The 15572-nt window shown below is 66.3% G+C and carries 15 protein-coding genes; 8 read left to right on the top strand and 7 right to left on the bottom strand.

The features are described 5' to 3' along the window. Positions 1-14: 14 nt before the first annotated feature. The gene (gene ctaD, locus BRX37_RS01730) at positions 15-1694 is read right to left on the bottom strand and encodes a cytochrome c oxidase subunit I (RefSeq protein WP_125985285.1); all 1680 of its coding nucleotides are present in this window, start codon (positions 1692-1694) and stop codon (positions 15-17) included. A gap of 14 nt (positions 1695-1708) precedes the next feature. Beyond that, positions 1709-2716 (bottom strand): cytochrome c oxidase subunit II, encoded by a 1008-nt coding sequence (gene coxB / locus BRX37_RS01725; RefSeq protein ID WP_125985284.1) that lies wholly within the window; start codon positions 2714-2716, stop codon positions 1709-1711. A gap of 284 nt (positions 2717-3000) precedes the next feature. On the opposite strand from coxB, the gene pyrE reads away from it, so the two are divergent. From pyrE to BRX37_RS01695, 6 genes are all read left to right on the top strand, one after another. After that, on the top strand, positions 3001-3582 hold the full coding sequence (gene pyrE, locus BRX37_RS01720) for an orotate phosphoribosyltransferase (protein WP_004208611.1): 582 nt from the start codon (positions 3001-3003) through the stop codon (positions 3580-3582). A 1-nt stretch (position 3583) separates the two neighbouring features. After that, the gene (locus BRX37_RS01715) at positions 3584-4315 is read left to right on the top strand and encodes a pyridoxine 5'-phosphate synthase (protein ID WP_017500080.1); all 732 of its coding nucleotides are present in this window, start codon (positions 3584-3586) and stop codon (positions 4313-4315) included. Between the two features lie 7 nt (positions 4316-4322). Beyond that, entirely contained in the window at positions 4323-4724 is a 402-nt protein-coding gene (gene acpS / locus BRX37_RS01710) for a holo-ACP synthase (RefSeq protein WP_010339613.1), read from the top strand. A 35-nt stretch (positions 4725-4759) separates the two neighbouring features. Then, positions 4760-5674 carry a signal peptidase I gene (gene lepB, locus BRX37_RS01705; protein ID WP_125985283.1) on the top strand — a complete coding sequence of 305 codons (915 nt, stop codon included), beginning with the start codon at positions 4760-4762 and terminating at the stop codon, positions 5672-5674. A gap of 29 nt (positions 5675-5703) precedes the next feature. Beyond that, positions 5704-6786, top strand: a complete 1083-nt coding sequence (locus BRX37_RS01700) for an AI-2E family transporter (protein WP_017500078.1) — start codon at positions 5704-5706, stop codon at positions 6784-6786. Positions 6787-6852: 66 nt separating this feature from the next. Further along, a complete protein-coding gene (locus tag BRX37_RS01695; RefSeq protein WP_004208616.1) occupies positions 6853-7179 on the top strand; it encodes a hypothetical protein in 327 nt (108 codons plus the stop codon). Between the two features lie 173 nt (positions 7180-7352). Here the strand turns inward: BRX37_RS01695 and BRX37_RS01690 are convergent, their stop codons facing one another. Together BRX37_RS01690 and rpsU are read right to left on the bottom strand one after the other, a co-directional pair. After that, entirely contained in the window at positions 7353-7934 is a 582-nt protein-coding gene (locus tag BRX37_RS01690; RefSeq protein ID WP_125985282.1) for an FKBP-type peptidyl-prolyl cis-trans isomerase, read from the bottom strand. Between the two features lie 83 nt (positions 7935-8017). Further along, a complete protein-coding gene (gene rpsU, locus BRX37_RS01685) occupies positions 8018-8224 on the bottom strand; it encodes a 30S ribosomal protein S21 (RefSeq protein WP_004208618.1) in 207 nt (68 codons plus the stop codon). 233 nt (positions 8225-8457) lie between these two features. Here rpsU and BRX37_RS01680 point away from each other — a divergent pair, with 233 nt between their 5' ends. Then, complete coding sequence (locus tag BRX37_RS01680) at positions 8458-9216, top strand: class II aldolase/adducin family protein (protein ID WP_125985281.1); 759 nt, start codon at positions 8458-8460, stop codon at positions 9214-9216. Positions 9217-9264: 48 nt separating this feature from the next. On the opposite strand, the gene BRX37_RS01675 is transcribed toward BRX37_RS01680, so the two are convergent. Then, positions 9265-12846 (bottom strand): hydantoinase B/oxoprolinase family protein, encoded by a 3582-nt coding sequence (locus tag BRX37_RS01675; RefSeq protein WP_125985280.1) that lies wholly within the window; start codon positions 12844-12846, stop codon positions 9265-9267. Positions 12847-12892: 46 nt separating this feature from the next. After that, positions 12893-13357 (bottom strand): Rrf2 family transcriptional regulator, encoded by a 465-nt coding sequence (locus tag BRX37_RS01670; RefSeq protein WP_004208622.1) that lies wholly within the window; start codon positions 13355-13357, stop codon positions 12893-12895. Between the two features lie 119 nt (positions 13358-13476). On the opposite strand from BRX37_RS01670, the gene BRX37_RS01665 reads away from it, so the two are divergent. Beyond that, positions 13477-14370: an NAD(P)/FAD-dependent oxidoreductase gene (locus BRX37_RS01665; protein ID WP_125985279.1), complete on the top strand. Its 894-nt coding sequence runs from the start codon at positions 13477-13479 to the stop codon at positions 14368-14370. Between the two features lie 22 nt (positions 14371-14392). Here BRX37_RS01665 and BRX37_RS01660 read toward each other — a convergent pair whose 3' ends face one another. Further along, positions 14393-15547 (bottom strand): FAD-dependent oxidoreductase, encoded by a 1155-nt coding sequence (locus BRX37_RS01660; RefSeq protein ID WP_125985278.1) that lies wholly within the window; start codon positions 15545-15547, stop codon positions 14393-14395. Between the last annotated feature and the right edge of the window lie 25 nt (positions 15548-15572).

Genomic DNA, 15572 nt, shown 5'->3' with positions numbered 1-15572 from the left:
CACCCGCATGGCGATCAGTCGATGACCGGCAGGGTCTCGAACTGGTGATAGGGCGGCGGGCTGGTCAGCGTCCATTCCAGCGTCGTCGCGCCCTCGCCCCAGGGATTGCCCTCAGCCTTTTTGCCGGCGAACAGCGACCAGAAGACGTTGATCAGGAAGATCAGCACGCCGACCGCCATGATCTCATAGCCGTGGGTCGCGATCTTGTTCCAATAGGCGAACGCTTCGGGATAGTCGGGATAACGGCGCGGCATGCCGCTCAGGCCCAGGAAGTGCATCGGGAAGAACAGCAGGTTCACGCCGATGAAGAAGACCCAGAAATGGAGCTGGCCCAGCACTTCATTATACATGCGCCCCGTCATTTTCGGGAACCAGTAATAGAAGCCCGCGAACAGCGAGAAGACCGCGCCCAGCGAGAGCACATAGTGGAAGTGCGCGACCACATAATAGGTGTCGTGCAGCACGTCGTCGACGCCGCCATTGGCCAGCACCACGCCGGTCACGCCGCCCACGGTGAACAGGAAGATGAAGCCCAGCGCCCATACCATCGGCGTCTTGAAGCTGATCGACCCGCCCCAGATGGTCGCGATCCACGAGAAGATCTTGATGCCGGTCGGCACCGCGATGACCATGGTGGCAGCGGTGAAATACATCTTCACATTCACCGACATGCCGGTGGTGAACATGTGGTGCGCCCAGACGACGAAGCCGACCACGCCGATCGCGACCATGGCATAGGCCATGCCGAGATAGCCGAACACCGGCTTGCGGCTGAAGGTCGAGACGATCTGGCTGACGATGCCGAAGCCCGGCAGGATCATGATATAGACTTCGGGGTGGCCGAAGAACCAGAAAAGATGCTGGTAGAGTTCGGGATCGCCGCCACCGGCCGCATCATAGAAGGTGGTGCCGAAATTGCGGTCGGTCAGCAGCATGGTGATCGCCGCGGCCAGAACCGGCAGCGCGAGCAGCAGCAGGAAGGCGGTGACCAGCACCGACCAGACGAACAGCGGCATCTTGTGCAGGGTCATGCCCGGCGCACGCATGTTGAGGATGGTGGTGATGAAGTTGATCGCGCCCAGGATCGAACTGGCGCCCGCGATGTGCAGCGACAGGATCGCCATGTCGACGGCCGGGCCGGCCGAACCGCTGGTCGACAGCGGCGCATAGACGGTCCAGCCGGTGCCCGCGCCATTGCCGGTGCCGCCGGGCACGAAGGTGGAGCCGAGCAGCAGCAGGAAGGCGGGGATGAGCAGCCAGAAGCTGATATTATTCATCCGCGGGAAGGCCATGTCCGGCGCGCCGATCATGATCGGCACGAACCAGTTGCCAAAGCCGCCGATGATCGCGGGCATCACCATGAAGAAGACCATGATGAGGCCATGGGCGGTGATCAGCACGTTCCAGAGGTGATAGGCCTGGTCCAGCGTCGCGGCGGGACCATCGCTCCACTGCGCCCAGATGTGCAGGAACTGGATGCCCGGCTCGCGCAATTCCATGCGCATCAGGCCGGAAATGGCGCCGCCGATCAGGCCGGCCATGATCGCGAAGATCAGATAGAGGGTGCCGATGTCCTTGTGGTTGGTGGACATGAACCAGCGCTGGAAGAAGGCCGGCTTGTGGTCGGCATCATGATGATCATGGGCATGGTCGCCATGATGATCGCCATGATGGTCGGCGGTGATGGTGGTCATGACGTTCCTACCCCTCAGATCTTCTTTTCGGCAGTAGCGGCAGCGGCTTCAGCCGTCTTCTCCGCCGCTGCGCCCTTCAGCGTGCCGCCCTGCGACTGGACCCACTGGTCGAACTGGGCCGGGGGCAGCGCCTCGATCGCGATCGGCATGAAGCCGTGGCGCGCGCCGCACAGTTCCGAACATTGGCCATAATAGACGCCCGGCTTCTCGATGGTGAAGCTCTTCTCGTTCAGGCGTCCGGGCACGGCGTCCATCTTCACCCAGAGCGAAGGCACGGCAAAACTGTGGATCACGTCGGCGCCGGTGATGATCAGCTTGACCGGACGACCGACCGGCAGGACCAGGCGATTGTCGGGCGCGAGCAGATAGGGCTCACCATTTTCCTTCGCCTTGTCCTCGGGCAGCAAGTTCGACACGAATTCGGGGATGCCGTTGTCGGGATATTCATAGCCCCAATACCATTGATAGCCGGTGACCTTCACGGTCAGCGCATCCTTGGGCGCGGGCTTATACTGGTCGGCGAGCAGGCCGATCGAGGGAATCGCGATCACCAGCAGGATGAGGACCGGGACCAGCGTCCACACCACTTCGATGACGGTGTTGTGGGAGGTCTTGGACGGCACCGGGTTGGCGGAGCGGCGATAGCGCACCATCACATAGAGCATCAGCAGCAGCACGAAGACCGAGATGATGGTGATGAGCGGCAGCAGCATCTTGTCGTGCAGCCAGCGCGCGGTGTGGCCGGTGGAGGTGAACTGCTCCTGCAGCGTGATCTCGCCGGGCTTGGGCATGCCAATGCCTTCGGTCGGCTTCATCCGCGGCGGCGCGGCGACCTTGGCGGCGGGCGCGGCTTCGGCCGCAGGGGCCGTCGCATTGTCGGGTGATTCGGTCGATATAGCTGCGTTGTCAGCAGCGGGGGCGGCAGCGGCGGCATTCTCCTGCGCCAATGCCATCGGGCTCATCACCGTTGCCGGCGCCATTGCCAGCAAGCCGGCCAGAATGAGCGATCTCACCTTTTTCATAGCCTCATCTACCCCTAACCCCTTGTTGCCGCTGCAACGGGAACGTCCACTTTCGCGTCGTGCCCGCCCGTTCGGTCTATGTGGCGGCTTATAGGCAACGAATTTTTCTGCCTCAAGTCAGTGTGGACCAGATTTTCTTCGCTGTTGCAACGCCTCCCGCTCCCGCCTATCTCGCACCTCGCGCACAGGTGCGCGATCATGGGCATGTCATGCCCGTGCGATATGGGCGGGCCGGGCGCCGTTTTTGCGCGACCTCCCGCAACGGAATAGTGGAACAGGGCGGAATGACCGACGAAGAAGTATTGGCAGAATTCCGGGCAGCAGGTGCGCTGCTCGAAGGACATTTCATCCTGTCGTCGGGCCGCCGCAGCGCCAATTACCTGCAGTGCGCCCGCGTGCTGATGAATGCCGAACGCGCCGGCAAGCTGGCCCGCGCCACCGTGCAGCAGCTGCCGCGCGAGCTGCGCCAGGAGATCGACCTGGTCGTGTCGCCCGCCATGGGCGGCCTGATCATCGGCCATGAAGTCGGCCGCGCGCTCGACAAGGATGCGGTGTTCCTCGAACGGCCCGAGGGCGTGTTCGAACTGCGCCGCGGCTTTGCCATATCGCCGGGGCAGAAAGTGCTGATGGTGGAAGACGTCGTCACCACCGGCCTGTCGTCGCGCCAGGCGATCGAGGCGGTCGAGCGCGAAGGCGGCATCGTCGTCGCCGAAGTGGCGCTGGTCGATCGTTCGGCCGGCGAAGTGGACCTGGGCGTCCCCTTCTACCCGCTCGTGAGCATCAATTTCCCGGTCTATGACGCCGATCAGCTGCCGCCCGAACTGGAAGCGGTGCCGGCGATCAAGCCCGGCAGCCGGAAGCAATAAGATGGCCGCCGTTCCGCTGCGCCTGGGGGTCAATATCGACCATGTGGCGACGATCCGCAACGCGCGGGGCGGCGAACATCCCGATCCGGTCAAGGCCGCGCTGCTGGCGGTGAAGGCCGGCGCCAACGGCATCACCGCGCATCTGCGCGAGGATCGCCGCCATATCCGCGACGAGGATATCGCGATGCTGATGGCGGCGCTCGACGTGCCGCTGAACCTGGAAATGGCGGCGACGCAGGAAATGCTGGGCATCGCCCTCAAGCACAAGCCGCATGCCGCCTGCATCGTGCCGGAAAAGCGCGAGGAGCGCACGACCGAGGGCGGCCTGGACGCCGCCGGCCAGATCGAGGTGCTGCGCCCGATCGTCGCCGCGCTCACCGATGCCGGCATCCGCGTCAGCCTGTTCATCGAGGCCGACGCCGCCCAGATCGAGGCCGCGATCCAGCTTGGCGCGCCCGTGGTCGAATTTCACACCGGCGCCTATGCCCATCTGACCGGCGAGGCCCGCGCGGTCGAGCTGCGCCGCATTGCCGACGCCGCCGCGCTCGCCGCCAAGAACGGCATCGAGCCGCATGCCGGCCATGGCCTCACCTTCGACAATGTCGCGCCGATCGCCGCCATCCCGCAGATCGCCGAACTCAATATCGGCCATTTCCTGATCGGCGAGGCGATCTTCGGCGGGCTGGAAGCCAGCATCCGCGAAATGCGCCGCCAGATGGACCTGGCCCGGTGACCGCCGCATGATCATCGGCCTCGGCTCCGATCTCTGCAATATCGAGCGGATCCAGAATTCGCTCGACCGCTTCGGGGACCGGTTCGTCCAGCGCGTCTTCACCGATGTCGAACAGGCCAAGGCGGAACGCCGGCCGTTTACCAAAGCCGGCACGCTGGCCAAGCGCTTCGCCGCCAAGGAGGCCTTTTCCAAGGCGGTCGGCACCGGTTTCAAGGCCGGCGTCTTCATGAAGGATATCGGCGTCGTCAACGCGCCCAGCGGCGCGCCCACGCTGGCGCTGTCCGGCGGTGCCGCACAGCGGCTGGCATCGATGGTGCCGGCGGGCTACAAGCCGGTCATTCACCTGACGCTCACGGACGATCATCCATGGGCACAGGCCTTCGTCATCATCGAGGCGCTGCCGCTTTGAGCGGGCCGCCCTCCCCATCCGAGCATAGCCCTTCCATGACGGCAGTCGACATGACCCAAACCGACCCCCTGCCCCCCGCCGCGCCCGAAACGGCAGCCGACGACAAAGAGGCAGACAACAGCGGGGCCGGCAGCAGCGGGGTGAACTGGTGGCATGAGGTGAAGAGCATCGTGCTGCTCATCCTCGCCGTGCTGGCCTTCCACAGCTTCGTCGCCAAACCCTTCTACATCCCGTCGGAATCGATGATGCCGGTGCTGCTGAAGGGCGACCGGCTGGTGGTCAGCAAATTCCCCTATGGCTGGTCCTATGTCAGCCCCAGCTTCCATCCGCTGCCCTTCCTGAAGGGGCGCATCCTGGGCCACCTGCCCGAGCGTGGCGACATCGTCATCGTCTCGCCCCAGAACCGGCGCGAGGATTATATCAAGCGCGTCATCGGCCTGCCCGGCGACATTGTCGAGGTCCGCGGCGGCCAGGTGATCCTGAACGGCGTGCCGGTGCCGCAGAAGGTGCTCAAGCCCCTGCGCATAGCGGTCGATGGCAATGCCCCCTGCCCGCCGATGCAGTTCCCTGGCGCGCTGGTGACCGACAAGGCGGGCAAGAGCTGGTGCGAACTGCCGGTGCGGCAGGAAGTGCTGCCCAACGGCAAGACCTATGTCACGATCGACATGGGGCCGAGCGCGCTCGACTGGTATGGCCCGGTCCGCGTGCCCGCCGACCATGTCTTCCTGATGGGCGACAATCGCGACAACAGCGCCGACAGCCGCGCCCCGCTGGAGGAAAATGGCCTGGGCGGCCCGGTGCCATGGGAAGCGATCGGCGGTCGCGCCGAATTCATCACTTTCAGCCTGGACGGCGATTCGAGCTGGAACCCGCTCAGTTGGTTCCATGCCTTCCGTGGCGGCCGCGCCGGGAACAGCCTGCGCCCCCAGAGCGTTACCGAGGCGAAATAGTTCACAGCGATTGATTGGGGGTTCCGGGTTTGAGCGACGCGCATCAGCATATCGAGCAACCCGGCCCCAGCGAATTGCGCAGCCCGCTGGTCCAGCATGAGATCAAGCGGGCGGGCGTCTGGTTCGCGATGGCGATCGGCATCGCCCTGGTCGTGCTGCTGGCCCAGCCGATCATGCTGATCCTGGGCGCGCTGGTCTTTACTACCATGATGGATGGCGGCACCCGCCTCTTGGGCCGCGTGCTGCCGATCGGCCGGGGCTGGCGGCTGACGATCGTGCTGCTCGCCGTCGTCGCCTTCCTCGCCTATACCTTCTACCTCACCGGCTCCAGCCTGGCCGCCCAGGCGCAGGCGATGCGCACCATCGTCGAGGCGCAGGTGGAGCGGGTCGGCGGCTGGATGCAGCAGCTGGGCATCACCACCACGCCCGAGGACCTCAAGGGCCTCGCCCAGCAGGCGATGAGTTCCATGGGCCGGGTCACCGCCGCCGTCGGCACCGCCGTCGGCGCGATCACCAGCGGCGTCATGATGCTGGTGCTGGCCATCTTCATCGCGGTCGAACCCAAGCTGTACGAGCGCGGCGTCGCCTGGATGCTGCCGATGGACAAGCGCGCCCATTTCTACACCGTCGCCGACAAGATGGCCTTCACCCTGCGCCGGCTGATGTTCGGCCGGCTGATCGGCATGGCGGTGGAGGGCGTGGGCGTATGGCTGCTGCTCTGGGCCGGCGGCGTGCCGATGGCGGGCCTGCTCGGCATCCTCACCGGCCTGCTCGCCTTCCTGCCCAATATCGGCGCGATCATCTCGGGCGTGCTGATCGTCCTTGTCGGCTTTTCCGGCGGCACCCATACCGGCCTTTATGCCTTTGGCGTCTACATGGCGGTGCAGATCATCGACGGCTATCTGATCGTGCCGATGGTGGCCAAGCGCGCAACCGACCTGGCCCCGGCGCTGGTGCTGGCGGCGCAGATATTGCTCGGTGCGCTGTTCGGCATCCTCGGCCTGTTCCTGGCCGATCCGATCGTCGCCATGATCAAGGTCTATCTGGAGGAACGGTCCAAGGCTCTGGCAGGGCAGACCATCCTGAAAAGCGACGATAAAAACGGCGATTGACGAATGCGTCCCGGAACGTAACGATTGCTCCTGCGCTTCTATCCTAAAGCGAAAGGAGAGAATGGCATGACCGTGGCAATGGAGCAGCAGAAGAAGCTGCATTTCGAACTGACCAATGTCGGCATGCGGGCTCAGGCAACCGCCGCCGGAATGGTCCAGCTCTGCCGGGAACTGCATCGGGCCGGCATCCTCGACAATGACGCGCTGGAACGGATCAAGTCGGCGATCGCCGACGATATCGACATCGGCGCGCCGCGTTCGGTGTCCTGCGTCGAATATCGGCGCGACGTAAAGGCGCGACTCGACCGCCTGTTCACCGGCGAGGAAAAGATTGGCAGCGCCGAAGGTCTCGCCTTCCCGCCATCGGCACCCGGCGATCAGGCGAGCCTCTGAGCATTTGTCCGGACTGCGCCTCTGGCGCAGCCGCACCGGTGGTCGGGTGGGGGTGTGGGCCGGTGCCGCATCAAAAATGCGCCCTTTCGCGCATTTTTTTTCAGACAGCGCTCTGATCACAAAAGAAAAAGGGCCCGGAAACCGGGCCCTTCTCTACTCTCGGATCGATCGGATCAGTTGCCCGGCATGCCCTGCGGAACGGCGCCCTGCGGCATGCCACCCTGCATCTGCTGCATCCGCTGCTGCATCTGCATGATTTCCGCGCGCGACTTGAAGTCGTGCAGCTGGACATCGAACACCAGCACCGAATTGGCCGGGATCGGGCCGGCGGCCTGTTCGCCATAGCCAAGCTGCGGCGGGATCCACAGGCGATATTTGCCGCCCTTCTTCATCTTCTGCAGGCCTTCGGAGAAGCCCGGCACCACGCCGTCGACCGGCATCGGCGTCTGCGGATTCTCGTCGAACACGGTGCCGTCGAGCAGCGTGCCCTTATAGCCCACCAGCGCAACGTCGGCGGTCGTCGGGCTCGGCCCGCTGCCTTCTTCCAGCACCTGATACTGCAGGCCCGACTCGGTCGTGACCACGCCCTTGGCATGGGCGTTCTGCGTCAGGAAGGCGGCAGGCGATGCTTCCACGCCCTGCTGCCCTGCCCAGGCCAGACCACCGGCCGCCAGCGCGATCGCGGCGACGCCGATCCAGAGTCGCGTCAGCGACCCCTTGGCGATAGGACGAAGGGGGACAGCCGTCGTGGACATGGGCGAACGCCTCGCAATGAAGAACGGGAAATCAGCAAAGAGTCAGGACGACCGCGAACCGGCCGTCCTGATATCGGCAGTCCTTAACGGACGCCGTCGCGCTCGGCGCGCTTGCGCTCCAGCTTGCGGGCGCGGCGGACAGCAGCCGCCTTTTCGCGCGCACGCTTTTCCGAGGGCTTCTCGTAGTGACGACGCAGCTTCATTTCGCGATACACGCCTTCACGCTGCAGCTTCTTCTTGAGCGCGCGGAGGGCCTGGTCGACATTGTTGTCGCGAACGATGATCTGCATAAGTCCGTCAATCTCCAATCGAAAACGGGCGGATCGCCAGGAATGAAACCCTCCCGACGGGCCGACCGAATATAAAAATCCGTGATTCGCCACAGGTCACCCTGAGGCATGTGGGGCGCGCCCTACCAGCAGAGTCGCGCAAATTCAACCCCTGCAGGGCTTTCACGCCCTTTCCCTCGACAGAATGCGTCGAGCGGAGGATAGTGGCGCCCATAATATAAAGGAGGATGGCCATGGCAAGTGCCGCCAGACAGCCCGACATGTCGCCTGCCGAATGGGAGGCGCGCCAGCAGCTCGCCGCCTGCTACCGCATCTTCGACCATTTGGGCTGGTCGGAGCTGATCTACAATCATATCACCCTGCGCGTGCCCGATGAGGAAAACGCCTTCCTCATCAACCCGTTCGGCCTGCTCTACAGCGAGGTGACGGCGTCCAACCTGGTCAAGATCGACATTGACGGCCATGTGCTGGACGGCAGCCCCTATCCGGTCAATCGCGCCGGCTTCACCCAGCATAGCGTGTTCCACCGCCACCTGGCCGACGCCCATTGCATCATCCACACCCATACCACGGCGGGCATGGCCGTCAGCGCCACGCAGGAAGGGCTGCGGCCGATCAATTTCTACGCCGCCGCCTTTGCCGGGCGGATCGCCTATCATGACTTTGAAGGCGTCACGATCCGGCCGGAGGAAGGCGAAAGGCTGATCGCCAACCTTGGCGCGCGGCGAATCATGATGCTGCGCAACCATGGCACGCTGGTGATGGCCAAGAGCCTGCCCGAAGCCTTCCTGATGCAATGGATGCTCCAGCGCGCCTGCGAAATTCAGGTCGCGGCCTGCGCTGCCGGCACGCCGGTGGAGATCCCGGCCGACGTCATCGCCGTGCATCAGCGCGACCTCGCCGGGGTGCAATTGCCGGTCGGCGTCGGCGTGCCGGATTTCCAGGCGATGGTCCGCCTGATCGACCGCACAGACAGGAGCTGGCGGGACTAGAGCACCCTGCCTCCCGACCTCCGTTCGCGCCGCGCGGACGGAGGCGGATCAGCCCTTGCCGAATCCGCCGCCGCCCGGCGTCTCGATCACGAAGACGTCGCCCGGTGCCATCTGCGCCGATCCGGTCGCGCCCAGCATCTCGGCCCGGCCATCGCCACGATCCACCCAGTTGCGCCCCAGCCCGCCGGGCGCGCCGCCCTCCAGCCCGAACGGCGGCACGCTGCGCCGGTTGGCCAGGATGCCGGCGGTCATATCCTCCAGGAAGCGGATGCGGCGCAGCCCGCCATTGCCGCCATGATGCGCGCCCGCGCCGCCCGATCCGGGCCGGATGGAAAATTCCTCCAGCAGTACCGGGAATCGGCTTTCCAATATTTCGGGGTCGGTAAGGCGGCTGTTGGTCATATGGGTCTGCACCACATCGGCGCCGTCGAAATCCGGCCCGGCGCCCGATCCGCCCGAGATCGTCTCATAATATTGGTGGCGCGCATTGCCGAAGGTGAAATTGTTCATCGTCCCCTGCGCGCCCGCCATCACGCCCAGCGCGCCGAACAAAGCGTCGGTGACGACCTGGCTGGTCTCGACATTGCCGGCGACGACCGCCGCGGGATAAAGCGGCCGCAGCAGCGATCCCTCTGGCACCACCAAAGTCATGGGCTTGAGGCAGCCGTCATTCATCGGCACGGCTTCATCCACCAGGGTGCGCACGACATAGAGCAGGGCCGCGCGTGCTACCGACAGCGGCGCGTTGAAATTGCCCGGCAACTGGTCCGACGTGCCGGTGAAGTCCACCGTCGCGCCGCGCGCCGCCCGGTCGATCGTCACGCGGACGACCACCGCCGCGCCATTATCCATCGCATAGCGATAGTGCCCGTCGGACAGGCGATCGATCAGCCGGCGCACTGCCGCCTCGGCCTGATCCTGCACATGGCCCATATAGGCGGCCACGACATCGGCGCCATAATCGCCGCTGATCCGCTGCAGCTCGGCCGCGCCCTTGGCGCAGGCGGCGACCTGGGCGGACAGGTCGGCGATATTCTGGTCGATATTGCGCGAGGGCCAGCGGCCGGAACCCAGCAAGGCGCGCAGATCGCCCTCCAGGAAGCGGCCCTGATCCACCACCAGCACATTATCGAGGACGATGCCCTCTTCCTCGATGCTGCGGCTGTCGGGCGGCATGGAGCCGGGCGAGATACCGCCAATATCGGCATGATGGCCGCGCGCCGCGACATAGAAGGCGGGCGCGTGCGCCGTCTCATCGACGAACACCGGCATCACCACCGTCACGTCGGGCAGGTGGGTGCCGCCATCATAGGGGGCGTTGAGCGCATAGACGTCGCCCGGCAGGATGCCGCGCCCGTCGATCGCCCGGCCATCGGCGCCGATCCCGCGCCGGCGCATGACCGCGCGAATGCTTTCCCCCATGCTGCCGAGGTGAACCGGCATATGCGGCGCATTGGCGACCAGATTGCCGGCCGCGTCGAACAGCGCGCAGGAGAAATCCAGACGCTCGCGAATATTGACCGAGGATGCGCTGTGCTGGAGCGCGGCGCCCATTTCCTCGGCGATCGCCATGAACAGGCCGCCCATCACCTCCAGCCGGACCGGATCGACGGCGGTGCCGTCATCGGCGGCGGGCGCCGGGCGCGGCGCATGACGGGTCAGTACCAGATTGCCGATCGTATCGAGCCGCGCGCGCCAGCCCGGCTCGACCACCGTGGTCGATACCGGATCACTGATCAGCGCCGGGCCATCGACGATGCTGTCCAGCGTCAGTCCGGCCCGGCCAAACACCGGTGCCTGCGCGCCCGCCAGCATCACCTGCGCCAGTGGCGCGGCTGCCTCGGTCGCGATGGTCGCGACGCTGCCCATATCCTCGGCGGTCGGTGCGATCGCCTCGACCCGCACCATGTCGACCAATATGGTGCCGGTGCCGCCATAGCCAAAGCGCGCCTGATATTGCGCCTCGAAATCGGCCAGCATCGCGGCCCGATCGCCCAGCATCACGTCGAACAGGCTGTCGGTGCCATCATAGCGCAGCCGCAGCACCGTCTCGCTCCGCTCCGCTTCCGGCAGGTCGGCGCGCGCCTGCGCCGCCAGCTCGGCGATCGCCGCCGCCAGCGCGTCGGCGCCTGCATCGTCCAGCGGCAGCGCCAGCGTCCGCTCGCGCACCGCGCGCCGGTCGGCCAGGCCCATGCCATAGGCCGACAGGACGCCGCCCAGCGGATGGATCATCACCCGGTCCATGCCCAGCGCGTCGGCGACCAGACAGGCATGCTGCCCGCCCGCCCCGCCAAAGCTGGCCAGCGTATAGCGCGCCACATCATGGCCGCGCGCGACCGAGATGCGCTTGATCGCATTGGCCATGCTGGCGACGGCGACGGCGATGAAGCCCTGCGCAGCCTCCTGCGCGGTCATCACCCGGCCGGTCTGCGCCTCCACCTGCGCACAGATGTCGGCAAAGCGCGCCTCGACCGCGTCCCGGTCGAGCGGCTGGTCGCCATTGGGGCCGAACAGGCTGGGGAAGAAATCGCGCTGCACCTTGCCCAGCATGACATTGCAGTCGGTGATGGTCAGCGGTCCGCCGCGCCGGTAGCAGGCCGGCCCCGGCACCGCGCCGGCCGATTCCGGGCCGACGCGAAAACGCCCGTCGACCACCGAACAGATGGAGCCGCCGCCCGCCGCGATGGTGTGGATGCGCATCATCGGCGCGCGCAGCCGCACGCCCGCCACCCGCGCCTCATTGTCGCGTTCATAGCTGCCGGCATAATGGGACACGTCGGTCGACGTGCCGCCCATGTCGAAACCAATCACCTCGCCGAACCCGGCTTGCTCGGCGGTGCGGGCCAGGCCGACGATACCACCGGCCGGACCGGACAATACCGCATCCTTGCCGCGGAACAGGTCGCCCCGCGTCAGCCCGCCATTGGACTGCATGAACAGCATGTCGGCATCCTCGCCCAGTGCCGCCCCCAGCCCGTCGACATAGGCGCGCAGCACCGGCGAGAGATAGGCGTCGGCCAGCACCGTATCGCCCCGCCCGACCAGCTTTATGAGCGGCGCGACCTCATGACTGACCGATATCTGGGTGAAGCCGATCTGCCGCGCGATCCGCGCCAGCGCCTGCTCATGGGCGGGATAGCGATAGCCGTGCATCAGCACGATCGCGGCCGCCCGCAATCCGGCATCATAGCCGCGCTGCAACGCCGCCTGCGCCGTGACCTCGTCCAGCGGCGTCAGGATGGTGCCATCCTGCATCAGCCGCTCGTCCATCTCCACGACATCGGCATGAAGCGGCGGCGGCAGGTCGATCCGCCGCGCGAACAGGTCCGGCCGGTCCTGATAGCCGATGCGGATCGCGTCGCGGAAACCCTTCGTGATAGCCAGCAGCACCGGCTCGCCCTTGCGCTCCAGCAGCGCATTGGTGGCGATGGTCGTGCCGATCCGCAGCGTACAGGGCGGGATCGGCCCGTCGCCCGCGCCGGCCAGCCGCCGGATCGCCTCGACCGCCGCGTCGGCATAGCGCTCGGGGTCGCTCGACAGCAGCTTGGCGGTGTGAAGAAGCCCTTGCGGGTCGCGTGCCACCACGTCGGTAAAGGTGCCGCCGCGGTCGATCCAGAATTGCCATTGCATGCCCCGCCTGATGGCCGCGCCACAGGCGGTTGGCAAGCCGCTTGACTCAATGGCCGGTCAGCGGCTCGATCGCCCCGGTCGCCAGCAGCGCGGCATAGCGCTGGTCGAAATCCGCCGCGATCTGCGCCAGCGTCACCTGCCCCAGCCGGGCGATCAGCATCGCCTCCGCTTCCTGCATCGCGGCCGCCATGGAGGCGTTGACCGCCTGTTCGACCAGGCATTGCGGATTGGGGTCGGCAGGCCCGATCGAAAAGATGCGCGGCTCGCCCACCGCGCGATAAATGTCGAGGATGCGGATCGCGTCGAGCGGACGGGCCAGGGTCCAGCCGCCGCCATGCCCCTTTTCGGAGCGCACATAGCCCGCGTCGCGCAGGCCCGCCATGGTCCGCCGCACCACCACCGGATTGGTACGCAGCATCTGCGCCGCCAGCTCCGACGTCATCGGGCCATCCAGCCGATCCATATGGATCAGGATATGCAGCATTCTCGACAGGCGCGCATCCAGCTGCATCGCAGGCGTCTCCTTTTCCGTTCGCCTATCACGCAACATCAATTGTTGCAAATGCGCGAGGCACGATTATGTAACTTATCAAGTATCGTGATTCGGCGCAGCCATTGAAAGGAAGACCCATGCATGACGTGATCGTGATCGGCGGCAGCTTTGCCGGCCAGTCGGCGGCAATGCAGCTTGCCCGCGCGCGGCAGGATGTGCTGCTGATCGATGCCGGCCTGCCGCGGAACCGCTTTGCCGACGCCGCCCATGGTTTCCTGGGGCAGGACGGCCGCACGCCCCGCGCCATCATCCGCGATGCCGCGCGCCAGTTGCTCGCCTATCCCACCGCCCGGATGCTGGCCGGCGAAGTGCGCCATGCCACCCAGACCAGCGACGGCTTCGCCCTGACCCTGGCCAGCGGCGAAACCCGGCTGGCCCGGCGGCTGATATTGGCGACCGGCGTGACCGACGAACTGCCGTCGATCCCCGGCATGGCCGAACGCTGGGGCGAAACCGTGCTCCACTGCCCCTATTGCCATGGCTATGAAGTGCGCGACCATCCGTTGGGCATCGTCGCCAACCATCCGATGTCCGCGCATCAGGCGGCGCTGATCCCCGATTGGGGGCCATCCACCTATTTCACCCAGGGCCAATATGAGCCGGACGATGCCGAACGCGCCCGGCTGGAAGCGCGCGGCGTCGCGATCGAGCGCGTGCCGGTCGTCGCGCTGATCGGCGACGCGCCCGCGCTGAGCGCCGTGCAACTGGCCGACGGCCGGACGATCGAAATCGCCGCTGTCTTCACCGCCCCCAGAACCCGGCTCAGCAGCGATGTCGCAGTCCAGCTCGGCTGCGCCCTGGAGGATGGCCCGACCGGTCCCTTCATCAGCATCGACGCCTGGGGCCTGACCTCGGTGCCCGGCGTATATGCCGCCGGCGACGCCGCCTCCCCCATGCACAATGCGACCTTTGCATCCGCGTCCGGGGTCAAGGCCGGGGTCGGCGCGCACCAGTCGCTGGTCTTCGCCTGACGGGGTTCCGGACGGCGCCGCGCTATTTCCAGAAGCCCGCCAGCTTGCGCACCGATGCCTCGGCAGCTTCGCGATCGGGCGTCTCGTTGGCGTCGCCATAGCCGAACCAGTCGTCCTCCCCGACCTCCTGCACCACGATGCCGTCGCGCCGGGCCAGCATCGCCAGCTTGTCATGATAGACGCCATAGGTGGCGCCGGCCTGCGGGATCAGCCAGGCGATCTGGCCGCGCACCGGCACGATGCTCTCGTCCCGCCACAAGGCCCGCGCGCCATAGCCGGTGCAGTTGATGACGGTCTTCTGCTTCAGCCGCGTCACATCATTGGGTTCGTGCAACTCCATCGGCACGATGCGGCCGCCGCCGATCAGGAAATCATTGGTCAGCTGATGGGCGAGATCGGCGACATTGAAGGTCAGCGAACTGCTGCGCCGGGCCCGCTCGGTACGGAAGGGATGGGTGCCCGGCGCCAGCTCGACCGATCGCGGCATGATGTCATGCAGCCGGTCTTCCAGACGGATGAAGCGATCGGGTCGTTCGGGCGTCACCCTCTCGACGGCGGGCGCCACGGCCGGACCGTCCGACAGCATGTAACGGTCGGTCCATTCCACCGGATCGCCCGGCAGGCCGAGCAGCCCCTGATAGAAAGCGAAGGATCGCCGCGCCATCGCCTCCCAGCGATCGCCAAAGCCGGCATCGACGCTGCCCTCCATCGCGATCCGGGAATCGGGCGACCAGGTGCCGGTCGCCCGCGCCGATCGCACGTCGGGAAATTGCTCCCTGGCATAGATGGTCACCTTCGCCCCGGCACGCTGCGCCGTCAGCGCAGTGGTGAGGCCGATCGCGCCGGCGCCGATCACGGCGATATCCGTCATCCCCTCCGCCAGCGCCATGCCGACCGCGACTTCGGCCGATCCCCAGGACAGCGACCAGCCGCTGCCGCCATGGCCATAATGATGGACGACCCGCTTGCGCCCGACCTCTTCCACCGCGATGCGCGGCCCGGCCGCGCGGAAGGGCCGCAGGCAGACGGTGATGCGAAAGATACGATCGGGCGTCGCGCGGATCGGCTCCAGCCCGGCCAGCGGATCGAACAGGCTGGCCGCTTCGGCCCCCGCCGCCAGCGACAGGGCGCCCAGCCCGCCCAGGCCCCGCGCCAGAAAATCGCGTCTGTCCATCATCCCGCCCCCTATCTGCCGACCGGTT

Source organism: Sphingomonas sp. S-NIH.Pt3_0716 (assembly GCF_003950715.1).
Lineage (GTDB): Bacteria > Pseudomonadota > Alphaproteobacteria > Sphingomonadales > Sphingomonadaceae > Sphingobium > Sphingobium yanoikuyae_A.
Note: the sequence above shows the minus strand (reverse complement) of the source record. Positions and strands in the feature narration are given on the sequence as shown.

What these genes read in the sequence shown, in the direction of transcription:
- BRX37_RS01670 (WP_004208622.1), bottom strand. Translation starts at nt 13,357, where the DNA reads ATGCAGCTGGATGCGCGCCTGTCGAGAATGCTGCATATCCTGATCCAT.
- lepB (WP_125985283.1), top strand. Translation starts at nt 4,760, where the DNA reads ATGACGGCAGTCGACATGACCCAAACCGACCCCCTGCCCCCCGCCGCG.
- acpS (WP_010339613.1), top strand. Translation starts at nt 4,323, where the DNA reads ATGATCATCGGCCTCGGCTCCGATCTCTGCAATATCGAGCGGATCCAG.
- pyrE (WP_004208611.1), top strand. Translation starts at nt 3,001, where the DNA reads ATGACCGACGAAGAAGTATTGGCAGAATTCCGGGCAGCAGGTGCGCTG.
- BRX37_RS01715 (WP_017500080.1), top strand. Translation starts at nt 3,584, where the DNA reads ATGGCCGCCGTTCCGCTGCGCCTGGGGGTCAATATCGACCATGTGGCG.
- BRX37_RS01675 (WP_125985280.1), bottom strand. Translation starts at nt 12,846, where the DNA reads ATGCAATGGCAATTCTGGATCGACCGCGGCGGCACCTTTACCGACGTG.
- BRX37_RS01660 (WP_125985278.1), bottom strand. Translation starts at nt 15,547, where the DNA reads ATGATGGACAGACGCGATTTTCTGGCGCGGGGCCTGGGCGGGCTGGGC.
- BRX37_RS01680 (WP_125985281.1), top strand. Translation starts at nt 8,458, where the DNA reads ATGGCAAGTGCCGCCAGACAGCCCGACATGTCGCCTGCCGAATGGGAG.
- coxB (WP_125985284.1), bottom strand. Translation starts at nt 2,716, where the DNA reads ATGAAAAAGGTGAGATCGCTCATTCTGGCCGGCTTGCTGGCAATGGCG.
- rpsU (WP_004208618.1), bottom strand. Translation starts at nt 8,224, where the DNA reads ATGCAGATCATCGTTCGCGACAACAATGTCGACCAGGCCCTCCGCGCG.
- BRX37_RS01690 (WP_125985282.1), bottom strand. Translation starts at nt 7,934, where the DNA reads ATGTCCACGACGGCTGTCCCCCTTCGTCCTATCGCCAAGGGGTCGCTG.
- BRX37_RS01665 (WP_125985279.1), top strand. Translation starts at nt 13,477, where the DNA reads ATGCATGACGTGATCGTGATCGGCGGCAGCTTTGCCGGCCAGTCGGCG.
- BRX37_RS01695 (WP_004208616.1), top strand. Translation starts at nt 6,853, where the DNA reads ATGACCGTGGCAATGGAGCAGCAGAAGAAGCTGCATTTCGAACTGACC.
- ctaD (WP_125985285.1), bottom strand. Translation starts at nt 1,694, where the DNA reads ATGACCACCATCACCGCCGACCATCATGGCGATCATCATGGCGACCAT.